Genomic DNA, 12,792 nt, shown 5'->3' on the forward strand with positions numbered 1-12,792 from the left:
ATACCATATAGGATATCTAGTGATCTATACCAATTTTCCCAAGGTATTTCTTTTTTCCCAGGTCCGTGTGTTTCCTATTTTTAAGACAGTTGTGGTAAGCTTAAACTAGATTATTTAAAAAGAAAGCGGGAATGACAGATGATTGTAACAAACGATCAAGAATTAGAAGGCCTGAAAAAAATCGGAAGAATCGTCGCGCTGGCGCGTGAAGAAATGAAACGGAAGGCAGAGCCCGGCATGAGCACAAAAGACCTTGACCTTATCGGAAAAGCGGTGCTTGATGAACATGGCGCCGTTTCAGCACCTGAGAAAGAATACGACTTTCCGGGTGTGACATGCATCAGCGTAAATGATGAAGTGGCCCACGGCATACCAAGCACTTCCAAAATTTTAAAAGCGGGAGATCTTGTGAACATTGACATCTCCGCTGAATTTGGCGGCTTCTATTCCGACACAGGCATCTCATTTGTGCTCGGTGAAGGAGAAGAACGCCTTCATAAGCTTTGCCAATGCGCGGAAGACGCTTTTCAGAAAGGGCTGCAGCAGGCAAAAGCAGGAAAGCGCCAAAACCAAATCGGAAGAGCCGTTTATCATGAAGCACGCTCTCAAGGCTTTACCGTCATCAAAACCCTGACCGGCCACGGAATCGGCAGAAGCCTGCATGAAGCGCCGAACCACATCATGAACTATTATGATCCGTTTGATAACGCGCTTTTCAAAAACGGCACAGTCATCGCCCTTGAACCGTTTATTTCAACGAAAGCGGAAACGATTGTTGAAGCTGGAGACGGCTGGACGTTCAAGACACCGGATAAAAGCATGGTTGCCCAAGTTGAACACACCATCGTCATCACAAAAGATGAACCAATTATCCTGACAAAACTGTAAAACACATTCCGGGCTGCCGGATGGTTTAACCTCCTCCAATTGCAGGTAAAACATCACTATTCGCAGGAGGAGGTATGGCAATGAACAGAGATCAAGAAAAAATCCAAATTGAAAACGAAATGAATGCAATGCATGGCGCAACAAAAGAAGAAATTTTAAAAGACTTTGAGGAATTTAAAGACTACTTGAGTAAACAAGTGAACAGAGGCAAAAAGCTGGGATTGGATGACGGCAAGCTTGTGAAAAGCGCCGCGATCCTGGGAGACTACCTCGCTAAGCATGAAGAGCCGCACAACAGTGAAGAAATGCTGCTACAAGAGCTTTGGGGTGTTGCGGATGAAGATGAGAAAAAACATTTGGCACAGCTGCTGGTCAAATTGGTTGATAAGCAATAAAAATATGAGCCGGGCGCATATGCTGCCCGGCTTTCTTGATATTGTCACAGCCCGGCTCTTCCAGATATGCTACACTACTATTATGTCTGTGAAAGGAGCCTTTATCTGCATGTGGTTTATTATTTTTGGCATCATTTTTTTCATTGAAGGCATCATGATGACCGTTTACGGCGTGAAGAAAAAAAACGGGATGCTCACATATATCGGCATTGTTTTCAGCATTATGACATTCGGCGTTGTCATGATCAAACTAACCGGCCATTAAATCATATTCAGCTTTTACTCGGCATATACATACAGAAGAACATTCGTACAGCTAGTGCGAAAGGCTCAGTTTTTCCCGCATCTCTTTTCAGCATCTTTCCATAGATGTTACAATGCCAATCGCTTGGTAAAACCCTCTCCATTGGGAGAGATAGGGAAAGGAGTTTTCTGACATGCATTACGGCAGTAAAGGCTGGTATGTTGAAGAATTAAAAAAGCAGGGGATCACGCACCATGAAGGAAGAAAGCTTCAAAGCTATAAAACCTATTTTCTTGCCAACCTGCTTGAAACAAAGAAAAAATGATCATAAGAATGGTAAAGCCGCGCTCGTTGATATGCGCGGCTTTTTTTCTATTCAACAGGCAGCAGCCTGTCCCTGTTTTTCATAAAGGACGCTCTCCAGCTTTCCGACAATGTGTCTTCACTTAAAATCGTTCAATGGCGGCGAGATTTTTTGCATCATGGTAGTTGATGCGATTTGCGAATTGGACTGATATGTCTTTCTCACCCTTGGACAGCAATTCCAGTTTGGCGCCGGGAGCCACCCTGCCCTCTTCCAGCACGCGAAAATAAAAGCCGGTATAGCCGGTTTGCTGAACCTTGAGCACCATTTCCTTTACGCCCAACTTTTTCGCCAGCTTTACACACGGCTGGCGCGGCTGGCTGACCTGAACAACAGCTTCATCAAGCTTGAACACATCCCCGATGCAAACGTTCTCCTCGGTCAGGCCCGCGACCGTCAGATTTTCACCAAATGCGGCGCTTGGCAACGGTCTTGAGAGAAGCTCTTCCCAAAACGGATAATGTTCGGCCGGGTGGACACAGACAGCCTTATCAGGTCCGCCGTGATTCACGAGATCCGCCTGTCCGTCACCTTCAAAGTTTTCCCGATACAGCATAACAGCGGAATCAGCGGGCTGCTTCATAATGCCGGTTTCGATTTTTTTTGCCGTCATACTCAAGCGTCTGCGGCTTTCCGAGATTAAGAGAAAGAACTGGATAGTGCAGTGACTTCATACGAAGCACATCCCCTTTACAGGTTGTAAAATGATTGATTATCATAAAAAGAAAAGGTGGTTTTTACATGCTTCAATACCGAATCGTTGCAGGCGGCCGGGTTCAAGGTGTGGGCTTTCGCTATTTTGTTCAAATGGAAGCCGATAAGCGAAAACTGGCCGGCTGGGTCAAAAACCGTGATGACGGACGTGTCGAGATTTTGGCAGAAGGCCCGGAAAACGCCTTACAATCATTTCTTGAGGCTGTAAAGAAAGGCAGCCCTTTCTCTAAGGTTACCGACGTCTCTGTCACAGAATCCCGCAGCCTTGAAGGCCATCATCGATTTTCCGTTGTTTACTCGTAAGGCTTATCCTGATAAAAGTAATTCGGCTTAACAATTGAGTTGTCATAGGAACGGTGGAAGATATGCGTGGCAGCGGGTGAAATCGGCGGAATCAGCCACGTCCAGTCCCCCGTCAGCTTTCTGCCCGCTTCTTCCTCCTGTTCTTCAAACCGTTTAAACTGGCTTGCGGCCGTATGATGGTCAACGATGCTGACACCTTGCTTTTTATACGAGTGCAGTACAGCTTTATTCAATTCAACAAGCGCTTGATCCTTCCATAAATCCGTATTGTAATCAGTAGAAATGCCGATAACGGACGCCACTTTTTTGAGCTTGTCATACCGCTTTTCATCTGCCAGATTTCTTGCTCCGATCTCCGTGCCCATATACCAGCCATTAAACGGCGCAGCATTATAATGAATGCCCCCGACCTCAAGCTTCATATCAGAAATAATCGGCACGCCGTACCATTTCAGCTCCAGATCAGAAAACGCTTCGATTTCAGGATGTGTGATTGGAACCTCGATCACAAGTGAACGCGGCAGCTCATACCAGACCGGCTGTTCGTCGCCTTTCATGCGAAAAATGAGCGGCAGCAGGTCAAAATCGGATCGCTCTCCGCGCCAGCCAAGCTGCTCGCAGGCTGCGGTCAGGGAACGGGAAGCCGGGTCACCGATTCTTTCCCCGTCTGATTCATATCCAGCGTACCGGATCAGCTGATGATTCCAGATTTCGACTTGCTTTTCACCCTTCTCTTCCGGAGGGAAAATCGTAATGCTCGGCCTGATTTTCCCGTTATTGGTGGCGGTTTCTATGTGATGAAAGAGGGCGTCCCGCACATCCTCCTTCGTCCGGACGTCACGTCTGTCGATGACAGTCAGCGAATTCCAGAACAATCTGCCGATGCAGCGGTTGCTGTTTCTCCAAGCCATTTTCGCCCCGTGCTCGATTTCTTCCTTCGTATGTACATAGCTTCCGGTCCGGTCAATTTCATTTTTAATGCTATCGAGACGGTCTTTCACTTCCTCCTCCTTTCCCAATTCCTGATAGCATGCGGCAATAAACGCTTTCGCTTCGTTCCAGAGTATTTCTTTTTCTTCCAACAAACTCTCCCCTTCAAATCACATTCATGCTTTTCATTGTATCGTTTTTAAGCCGGAAGACAAATGATTTTTCTGTATCTTCTTGGAAAACAATAAAAAACACCCGTGTGTCCGCGGGTGTCAAAGAGACGATAAACGATTTGCCAATTCAATTAAGTCACTGCGAAAGTTTTTGCCGGTCATCGGTATGCCATGCCCCGTCAGCAGTGCTTCCGGTTCAAGGCCGGCAAGCTTCTGAATGGATTCGGCAGCAGTCCCTGTGTCAGGCGTGAAATAAGCCGGCGGCCCATGAAGCTCCTGTTTTTGAATCAAGACGTCTGCCATTTTCTCCTGTTCCACTGTAATGACTGCATCACCTGCCACAAGCACGCGCCCGTCCTCGCGGAATAACGAAATATGGCCGGGTGTGTGTCCGGGAGTCGCAATCCACATCCACTCGTCAAGAAACGGTACAGAGCCGTCTTCCGGCAGTGCCTGCACATGTGAGGAAATATCGATGGAGTGCCGCGGAAACAGCGGTGACAGTTTGGCGACCAGCCCGCTCTTACTGTCAGGACGAGCCGGAGGATAATCCTCTTTACCTGTTACATAAGGCATTTCCCGAGAATGGACATAAACAGGAACATCCCAATGCTCAAGGATTTCTTCTATCGCCCCGATATGATCAAAGTGCCCGTGTGTGAGGATAATCGCCTTCAGCTGAAAATCATCGCCGAATCTTTGTTTGGCTTCATTTACAATCATGCCGGCTGATTGAGGCATGCCGGCATCAATTAAAACAAATGAGCGAGGTTCAGAAGGCAGCTGAATAAAATAGACATTCGCAATTTGCACGGTCAGGCCGTGCACTCCTTTTGCCGCTTCGAACCCCGTTCCGCTTCTGACTGAAGTCATCGGCATATAAGGATCACTCATGATGACACCTCCGGTATGTTGTATGCCGTTAGTGTGTCATTACGCCTGAATTATCATACGGAAATAGAGATCGCACCGATCAATAGAGCGATAGCCGTCATGACGATCACTGCGAGAACCGCCCATTTCAAGGCGAATTTTTGATGGTCGTCAATAGAAACTCCGACAAGTCCGACAAGCAAATGAGTGGACGGCACAAGCGGGCTCAGCATATGAATCGGCTGGCCGATAATAGAGGCTCTGGCAATTTCCACTTTATCCACACCGTATGCGACAGCCGTTTCTGATAAAATCGGCAGCACCCCGTAGAAATACGCGTCATTCGGCATCAGGAATGTGAAAATGCCGCTTGTTAAGGCCACAATCGCCGGGATCAACCCGCCCATTTGTTCAGGAATCATAGATACGAGCGAAATCGCCATTTCATCAACCATTTTGGTGCCTGTCAAAATCCCCGTAAACACCCCCGCAGCAAAAATCATGGAGCCGATGGCCAGCACGTTGCTGGAGTGTGCTGCGATGCGCTGTCTCTGATGCTCAAGGTTTGGATAATTCACAATCAGTGCAATACAAAACGCAATGACAAACAGTACGGTTAAACTGACTTTACCCGATACCAAACATCCTATTAAAGAAAGCGTTAACAATAAATTAAACCACCAAAGCTTCGGCCGCTTCCACTCATCTTCAACCGCAGCCGCCGGTTCATTGGCATTGGCCGGCTGTTTCAGTTCAATTACACCAAGGCGCTTTCGTTCCGCTTTTCCAAGCACATACGCAACCGCCACCATACAAAGCATTCCGCTTGCAATGACAGGAATCATCGGCCCTGTAAGCTCAGCTGGATCAACCCCCAGCGCGCTCGCCGCCCGCGGCGTCGCGCCACCCCATGGAATCGTGTTCATAATTCCCATGCCGACTCCCGCGATTCCCGCCAGGATAATCGGCCGGATGCCAAGCAGCAGATAGAGCGGAAGCATTGCGCTTGTCGTAATCATATAAGTAGTCGAACCGTCTCCGTCCAAGGCGACGAGCATCGTAAGAACCGCTGTCCCGACCACAATTTTTAAAGGGTCGCCTTTGACCATGCTTAAAATTTTGCCAACCATCGGATCAAACAGCCCTGTATCAATCATAATTCCAAAATATAAGATCGCAAACATAATCATGACCGCAGTCGGCGCGACTTGCTGAATCCCCGAAATCATCATGTCCCCAACTTCAGTAAATCCAAATCCGGCGATAAGTGCAAACACAATCGGCGTCAAAACTAATGCTGTCAAAACAGAAAGCCGTTTTGTCATGATCAATGCCATAAACACGAGCATCATGAGAAAGCCTAAAATTGCTAACACATCCATTCCCCCTTAAATGAATCCGCTTACATTTTTTCTCCCTTACTTCCCCTTGCCTTTTTGCCATCGTATGGGAAAACCACTCGCAAGTAAATAATTTGGTTTTTATGTATTTTTAATTTTTTATAACCGTTTTGTTCTTTTTGATCATTTTTGGGCACATCAAAAAGATCCCGGAATGCCGGGATCTTAATTCCCTGTCATAATGCTTTGGTAAAAAGCGGATTGCTGGTCAAGAAACCGTTTCGTTTCCCTGCTGTTCAAATAAAAGCTTTCCCAGTCCAGTTCATTTATTTTCCGCTTCCATTCAGGCGAGGATGTGACCTTCTTTAGCGCTTGATCCCAGAAAGAAATCTCTTCCTCCGACATGTTTTTCGGACCCAAAACCCCTCTCCAATGTGAAAAAACAAACGGAATCCCCTGCTCTTTCCACGTTGGTACATCAGGAAAACCGGGAAGTCTTTTATCAGACGTTACAGCAGCTAACGTGATATCGCCGTGCCGCTCATATGGTTTCGCTTCAGAAAGTGTCATTGAAGCCGCTTCTATCTCATGTCTGATCAGCGCCTGAATGAGCTGTTCACTGCTGTCATACTGCAAAAATTGAATGTCAAAAGAGTCAATGCCGTACATATCTGCCGCTCTGACGAACGAGAGCTGATCATCATTGCCGAGGCCCGGGGCAAAGCCGATTTTCACCTTGCCGGGATGCATCTTAATTTCATTCAGCAAATCCTTGCCGTTAGTTAACGCCGATCCTTTTGGCAATGCAACCGTCTGCCATTCCTTGGAGAGAATGGCGAGCGGAGTAAAATCGTCAATTTTTAATTTGCTTTGCCCAAGAAGATCATTGCTCAGTATTAAACTGGACGTCATGCTGATGGTCTGTTTGCTGCTTTCGTTGACATATTTCCAGCCTTTATCTCCCCCGCCGCCGGGTTTATAGACGATATGAACCTCATCCTTCACGATCTGCTTCTTCCTCAAAACGGCTTGGATCGCCTGCGCTGTGACATCCCAGCCGCCAGAAGGTTCAGCGGGGACGACAATTTCAATCGGCCCGTCAGGCAGGCGCGGCGCAGCCGCCTGCCTGATGTCCCCCTGCATAAAGACCAATAAAGCAATCAATAGAATCATACATTTTTTCATATCTAGTCCGCCGCCAAATAATATTTTCTCTCCGGCCTGCCGATAATCCCGTATTCAAGCTCGGCTCTTGCTTCATCCTTTGCCACAAGGTACTCGGCATAGCGGCGGGCAGTCGTTCGTGACGCTCCCATTTTTTCTCCAAGCTCTTCCGCTGTCAATCCTTCTGACGCAGTTCGAAGCGCTTCCTTAATTTTTCGCAGTGTAATCGAATTAATGCCTGTCGGCAAATCCTCTGCCGGCAAAGATGTCTTCACACTGTTCCCGAAAATATGATCAATCATGGATTGGCTGACCTCTGGCTGAGACAAAAGCAGCTTCCTTTTTTCTTTATACTGAAGCAGCACCTGTCTGAACTTGTCAGCCGTTACGGGTTTGATCAAATAGTGGGCAATCCCTGCCCTGAGCGCTTCCTGCAAATGACGGGTTTCTGTAGCCGCTGTGATAATCATAATATCCACTTCAGGAAATCGGCTTCGTAGCTCAGGAATCAATGTGGTCCCAAGCTCGTCCGGCATATAAATATCCAGCAAAAGCAAATCAGCCTTTTGTTTCTCCAAAAGCGCCATTGTTTCTTTGGCATTGGCCGCCTTGCCGATAATCTTGAATCCATCAAGCTGTTCAATCAATCTCTCATGGATTTGCGCAACCCGAAAATCATCCTCCGCAATCGCGATGTGAATCAAATGGATTCCCCCTTTATTCCTCCTTCGGTATAAACACAGTGAATACCGCACCGCCAGTTTTTTGATTCGCCAGTTCGATCCAGCCGCCCAGTTCACGCACTGAGTCTTTCACATTGGCCAGACCGTAGCCTCTCTTCATCCCCTTTGAGGAATAACCTCTTTCAAACACAGCTTCTGTCTTATCAAGCGGTACACCAGGCCCTGTGTCTGATACTTCGATGACAATATCACGGCCCATATCCGTGATGAAAAACAATACCTCCCTCACGCTTTGATCCGCTACAGCTTCGAAAGCGTTATCAATTAAGTTGCCGATAATCGTAATGAGATGAGACAAGCCGATATGTGCAGGAAGAGGCGCGAGCGAGCTGTTCTCATCAATAGAAAGCTTGACCTTCTTTTCCGATGCTTTGCTTATTTTTCCTAACAAAATCGCCTGCACCTGCTGCGAATGGATGTTATGGAATAAAATATCATGCTGCTCATTTTGTATCGCGTATTCCTCTTTAATCAGATCAATGGCTTCATCATACTCACCAAGCTCAAGCAGCCCTAAGATCGCGTAAAGCTTATTTGAAAATTCATGGGTCTGCGCCCTAAGATCCTCTGAATATTTGCGAACCTCTGTCAGTTTATCGATCAGCTTTTTCAGCTCTGTTTTCTCCCGAAAGCTTACGACAATCCCATACGCCTGCCCGCCTTGAGTCATCACTTTCGTATTGATAATAAAAGTTTGATCATTGACGTTTACCTCTTGGTTCGGCAGCATTTCTCCTTGCTCAAGCACACTCTTCAGCTTGGCTCCCGGCATAACGTCATCAATAGGGAGATTGATCACAGGCTCGGGAAGCTTTAGCATCTCGGCCGCCGATACATTCATCATGGTGACGACGCCTTCACGATTGGTGGCAATGATCCCTTCTCGAATTGCGAAAAGCATTGCATTCCTCTCCCGATAAAGAGCCGCGATCTCATGCGGCTCAAGGCCAAGCGTATCCTTCCTGATGCTTTTCGCCAGTGCGGCGGCACCGGCAAATCCAAGCAGCAGCACAAGCACAGCGATCACACTCAAGTTTCTCAGATGCTTTTTGATGCTTTGTTCTGTCTCGGTTTGCAGAAAATCAACAGACACGCTGCCGATCACTTGGCTGTATCCGTTCTGCTCTTTAATAATCGGCGCGCTCCCCCTAATGACTCTTCGTCCATCCGCTTTTGTTTCAGAAACATGCGAGCCGCCAAACAAAATTTCTCTGCTGCGCTCCAGTTTCTTTTGGCCGCTTTTACCCGAGGCGCTCCGAATGTCTCCTTTTTCGTCCAACACATAAATGGCATACGCGCCAGTCTGTTCTTTCATTCGTTCAATGACCTCTTGCTTCTCAGCCGCATGTCCGCCTTTTCTCTCAATGAGCTCTTTAGCCGGCGGCATATAAGATATGGTTCTCGCAGTCTGAACCGCCAGCTGCTCTGCCTGTCTCCGTTGTTCCTGTGTATGCTGAACGGCTAACGTAATAGTCAGCACACCAATGACAAAAACCAGCAGAGCCGCAATCAGCCCCATTATTTTTGTTTGCAGGGAAAAATGGAACCGCTTTTTCACCACAGCACCAGCCGTCCTTTCTACCTAGATCATACCATTTTTCATAGGGAATTTTCTCATTTTTCAAAATCCATATCTTTGAAGGTAAACAATAGGAGGAAATATGTTTTGCAGATTAGTTGAATGAAGATAAGGGAATTGCTTTAAAATAAAAAAGGCAGACCGTGTCTGCCTTTTTCTTTCTACCATATTCCTAGTACTTTCCACCATAATCCGCCGATGACAAGCCATACGACAATATGGACGATCGACAGGATAAATCCGATGGACCACCATTTGCTTTGCGGAACGTAGCCTGCTCCGAAGAAGACTGGAGCCGCTCCAGCACCGTAGTGAGTCGTTGACCCGAACAGGTTGCTGAAGAATGCGAGGCTCAGTGCTGCTAAAAGCGGCGGTGCGCCCGCTGCCACGATCACAGCCAAAAATGCTGAATACATCGCGCTGATGTGGGCTGTCGCGCTTGCAAAGAAGTAGTGTGAATAGAAATACACAACAATTAAGATTAAGAATGCCACGATCCAAGAGAATCCTGATACAGAAGATTTCATGGCATTACTGAACCAAGACACCATGCCTAGCTCATTCAGGAAGTTGGCCAGCATGACAAGCGCCGCAAACCAAGTGAGCGTATCCCAAGCGCCCTGTTCTTTCTTAATATCATCCCAAGTCAGAACCTGTGATAATAATAGAACCGCCAAACCGATCAATGCGGTTGTGGTTGCGTCGATGTTGAAGCTGCCGCCAAAAATCCACAGCACAAGCACCAAAAGAAAAACGATAACCATGGAAAGCTCTGATTTTTTGAACGGTCCCATTTCTTTCAGTTTTTCTGTTGCGATTTTCGCCGCATCCGGTGTTTCTTTAATTTCCGGCGGATACAGCTTGTAAATCACAAGCGGTGTGATGATTAAGCTTACAAGTCCCGGTACAATCGCGGCAATTGCCCAGCTTGTCCATGTTAAGTCCACCCCTGCGACATCATGGGCCAGCTTGGCAATCAGCGGGTTCGCCGCCATCGCCGTTAAGAACATAGCAGATGTAATCAGATTCCCCTGAAAACCGGTTTTTAATAAGAATGCGCCGATTTTTCTCTCTGTTCCATTTGCCGGGCTTGATCCGAATGTTTCGGATAATGATCTGATGATAGGAAATATAATGCCTCCTGCACGCGCCGTATTACTTGGAATGGCAGGTGAAAGTATTAAATCACTGAACAGCAGTGAATAAGAAAGTCCAAGGGTTTTTTTCCCGAATTTCTGAACGAATACATACGAAATTCTCGCACCGAGCCCGGTTTTGATAAATCCCCGGGAAATAAAGAATGCGATAACGATAAGCCAGATGGTCTTATTCCCGAATCCGCTTAATGTATCCTCAATTGAAAGTGTTCCAGTTAGTGCAGTAACCGCCAATGCAAAAATTGCAATTGCACCCATTGGCAAGGGCTTGGAGATAAAGCCGATAATTGTCGCGACAAAGATCGCAAACAAATGCCAAGCTTTAGGTTCAAGTCCGGACGGAGCGGGAATAAACCAAATGATTAGTCCCACAGCGACAGTAATTAGCAATGGAACAAGCTTTACTGCTGACTGTTTTCCTGCGTCTTTTTCTGAAGCCATAAATAGGTCTCCTCCTATATACTTGTTTTCCGATCCCCTTTCCCATTCTACTCCTTAACTAAGTTAATAAACATTTTAATTAATTAAAAAACACAAAGGTGAGCAGCCCTTTGTGTTTTTACATTTCTTAATTTAGTTTACCCGCACCCGCTTGAGATATAACATTCGATTTTACATTCGCGGAAGCATCGATTGTGCCGTGCAGTGACGGTGTCCAGCCGACAGAAGAACTCAGCCCGTTTGCAGCCGATGCGCTGATCTGCGTGCCATTTAGAAGTGTACCTGAGTCATATAAAGCCGTTCCCCCGCTGAATACGCTGATCGTTTTAGCAGCTGGCAGTCCCGGTACGTCAATGACATTGTTTTGAGCGTAGATTTTAGATGATTTTCCGATTCCCCACGCATAGCTGAAGGCATAATCTGAGGAGCTTGTGCTGCCTTCATAATAGTTATTGTATACGTGAACCTGTCCGAAGCGGACTCTCGGTGCGCGCTGGACGATATTTTTGTAGTGGTTATGGTGAAGCGTAATTTTTAATTTGCCATCATCAGATGTTTTGCTGTCGCTTGATCCGAAAATGGAGCTTTTATCATGATCGTGATAATAGTTGTAAGACATCGTGATATAGTTAGCGCCGTTAGAGGCATCGGTTTGGCCGTCATGGTGCTGATATTTTCTGCCGAAATACTTTGGCGATGTGCTGTCCGGACGTGAGCCGTCATTAAATGTACAGTGGTCAATCCATATATGCGTGCCGCCGTTTATCGTGATGTTGTCGTATTGTGAGTTCCAGTTTCCTGAGCTGCCGTCAGTCGGATCCCATTGCGGAAAATAATCATAAGCATCCTGGAATTCGATGTTGCGGATGATGACATTATCACTCTTGATCTGGAAGTTTCCGCCCACGATTTTGGCATTTGTCCCAGAACCGACGATCGTCGTGTTTGCAGGAATATCCACCATGACTCGTGCTTTTTGATTTTTCTGAGAGCGTGCTCTCGCCTCTTCTAGTGTCCCCGACGGCTCCTTTTTGCCCCATGTGCTAGGATCATAGGCTTTCAAATATTTGTCCAAATCGTACTCTGGATCTTTATAATCATTTAAACCAAGCGGCTTCAGATTGTCATCGACGTTCATGTCAACCGTTCCCTTAATATAAATAATTTTTGGCGTTGTGTTGGTGTCCTTGCCTAATGCCGAGACAAGCTGGTTTCTGTTGCTGACGGTATACACATTCGAGGACGACGCTTTTGATCCGCCTGTTGTACCAGTCGAGTACGCGCCCCAGCCATCATTTGATCCTAATGTCTGATGGCCTAAATCCGCCGCGTTCGCGCCAGCTGGAGTCAACCCTAACAGCAGAGCCGTGGCTAACATCACTTTTTTCATTCACTATGAACCCCCATTTTCTATTTTGTGAGATTATATTCCAATTTCTCACAAAGCTATGATAGCAAATTGAGGGACATCCAGAACCGAAAAT

At 46.7% G+C, this 12,792-nt stretch carries 13 protein-coding genes and 1 pseudogene; 5 read left to right on the forward strand and 9 right to left on the reverse strand.

Features of this window, described 5'->3' with window-relative positions:
• Positions 1 to 138: 138 nt before the first annotated feature.
• The 4 genes from map (at position 139) to AC0DBE_RS14295 (ending at position 1,852) form a co-directional block, all read left to right on the forward strand.
• Positions 139 to 888 carry a type I methionyl aminopeptidase gene (map, locus tag AC0DBE_RS14280; RefSeq protein ID WP_003223067.1) on the forward strand — a complete coding sequence of 250 codons (750 nt, stop codon included), beginning with the start codon at positions 139 to 141 and terminating at the stop codon, positions 886 to 888.
• Between the two features lie 80 nt (positions 889 to 968).
• A complete protein-coding gene (locus tag AC0DBE_RS14285) occupies positions 969 to 1,283 on the forward strand; it encodes a DUF3243 domain-containing protein (protein ID WP_014113028.1) in 315 nt (104 codons plus the stop codon).
• 109 nt (positions 1,284 to 1,392) lie between these two features.
• Positions 1,393 to 1,548 carry a hypothetical protein gene (locus AC0DBE_RS14290; protein ID WP_014113027.1) on the forward strand — a complete coding sequence of 52 codons (156 nt, stop codon included), beginning with the start codon at positions 1,393 to 1,395 and terminating at the stop codon, positions 1,546 to 1,548.
• Positions 1,549 to 1,720: 172 nt separating this feature from the next.
• A complete protein-coding gene (locus tag AC0DBE_RS14295) occupies positions 1,721 to 1,852 on the forward strand; it encodes a YflJ family protein (RefSeq protein ID WP_014113026.1) in 132 nt (43 codons plus the stop codon).
• A 47-nt stretch (positions 1,853 to 1,899) separates the two neighbouring features.
• Here AC0DBE_RS14295 and AC0DBE_RS14300 read toward each other — a convergent pair.
• Positions 1,900 to 2,565, reverse strand: a pseudogene (locus tag AC0DBE_RS14300) (MOSC domain-containing protein).
• Positions 2,566 to 2,632: 67 nt separating this feature from the next.
• Between AC0DBE_RS14300 and AC0DBE_RS14305 the strand changes: the two are divergent.
• Complete coding sequence (locus AC0DBE_RS14305; RefSeq protein WP_013307940.1) at positions 2,633 to 2,908, forward strand: acylphosphatase; 276 nt, start codon at positions 2,633 to 2,635, stop codon at positions 2,906 to 2,908.
• Here the strand turns inward: AC0DBE_RS14305 and nosA are convergent.
• The 8 genes from nosA to AC0DBE_RS14345 form a co-directional block, all read right to left on the reverse strand.
• Positions 2,899 to 3,990: a nitric oxide synthase gene (nosA, locus tag AC0DBE_RS14310; RefSeq protein WP_472962597.1), complete on the reverse strand. Its 1,092-nt coding sequence runs from the start codon at positions 3,988 to 3,990 to the stop codon at positions 2,899 to 2,901. The two genes, AC0DBE_RS14305 and nosA, sit on opposite strands and share 10 nt — an antisense overlap.
• A 120-nt stretch (positions 3,991 to 4,110) precedes the next feature.
• Positions 4,111 to 4,905 carry an MBL fold metallo-hydrolase gene (locus AC0DBE_RS14315; protein ID WP_014113022.1) on the reverse strand — a complete coding sequence of 265 codons (795 nt, stop codon included), beginning with the start codon at positions 4,903 to 4,905 and terminating at the stop codon, positions 4,111 to 4,113.
• A 53-nt stretch (positions 4,906 to 4,958) separates the two neighbouring features.
• On the reverse strand, positions 4,959 to 6,260 hold the full coding sequence (gene citM / locus AC0DBE_RS14320) for a citrate transporter CitM (protein ID WP_003242978.1): 1,302 nt from the start codon (positions 6,258 to 6,260) through the stop codon (positions 4,959 to 4,961).
• Positions 6,261 to 6,449: 189 nt separating this feature from the next.
• The gene (locus tag AC0DBE_RS14325; protein WP_072565933.1) at positions 6,450 to 7,409 is read right to left on the reverse strand and encodes a tripartite tricarboxylate transporter substrate binding protein; all 960 of its coding nucleotides are present in this window, start codon (positions 7,407 to 7,409) and stop codon (positions 6,450 to 6,452) included.
• Positions 7,410 to 7,411: 2 nt separating this feature from the next.
• Positions 7,412 to 8,092 (reverse strand): response regulator, encoded by a 681-nt coding sequence (locus AC0DBE_RS14330; protein ID WP_014113019.1) that lies wholly within the window; start codon positions 8,090 to 8,092, stop codon positions 7,412 to 7,414.
• A gap of 13 nt (positions 8,093 to 8,105) precedes the next feature.
• Positions 8,106 to 9,692 (reverse strand): two-component sensor histidine kinase CitS, encoded by a 1,587-nt coding sequence (gene yflR / locus AC0DBE_RS14335; RefSeq protein WP_014113018.1) that lies wholly within the window; start codon positions 9,690 to 9,692, stop codon positions 8,106 to 8,108.
• A 179-nt stretch (positions 9,693 to 9,871) separates the two neighbouring features.
• Positions 9,872 to 11,308: an anion permease gene (locus AC0DBE_RS14340; protein ID WP_014113016.1), complete on the reverse strand. Its 1,437-nt coding sequence runs from the start codon at positions 11,306 to 11,308 to the stop codon at positions 9,872 to 9,874.
• A 127-nt stretch (positions 11,309 to 11,435) separates the two neighbouring features.
• Complete coding sequence (locus AC0DBE_RS14345; protein WP_014113015.1) at positions 11,436 to 12,698, reverse strand: pectate lyase; 1,263 nt, start codon at positions 12,696 to 12,698, stop codon at positions 11,436 to 11,438.
• Positions 12,699 to 12,792: the final 94 nt, after the last annotated feature.

This window comes from Bacillus sp. VA15, from assembly GCF_055721145.1.

Coding starts and splice junctions, on each gene's coding strand:
- AC0DBE_RS14345 (WP_014113015.1), bottom strand. CDS start 12,698: ATGAAAAAAGTGATGTTAGCCACGGCTCTGCTGTTAGGGTTGACTCCA.
- AC0DBE_RS14340 (WP_014113016.1), bottom strand. CDS start 11,308: ATGGCTTCAGAAAAAGACGCAGGAAAACAGTCAGCAGTAAAGCTTGTT.
- AC0DBE_RS14305 (WP_013307940.1), top strand. CDS start 2,633: ATGCTTCAATACCGAATCGTTGCAGGCGGCCGGGTTCAAGGTGTGGGC.
- AC0DBE_RS14285 (WP_014113028.1), top strand. CDS start 969: ATGAACAGAGATCAAGAAAAAATCCAAATTGAAAACGAAATGAATGCA.
- AC0DBE_RS14315 (WP_014113022.1), bottom strand. CDS start 4,905: ATGAGTGATCCTTATATGCCGATGACTTCAGTCAGAAGCGGAACGGGG.
- AC0DBE_RS14325 (WP_072565933.1), bottom strand. CDS start 7,409: ATGAAAAAATGTATGATTCTATTGATTGCTTTATTGGTCTTTATGCAG.
- AC0DBE_RS14290 (WP_014113027.1), top strand. CDS start 1,393: ATGTGGTTTATTATTTTTGGCATCATTTTTTTCATTGAAGGCATCATG.
- AC0DBE_RS14295 (WP_014113026.1), top strand. CDS start 1,721: ATGCATTACGGCAGTAAAGGCTGGTATGTTGAAGAATTAAAAAAGCAG.
- map (WP_003223067.1), top strand. CDS start 139: ATGATTGTAACAAACGATCAAGAATTAGAAGGCCTGAAAAAAATCGGA.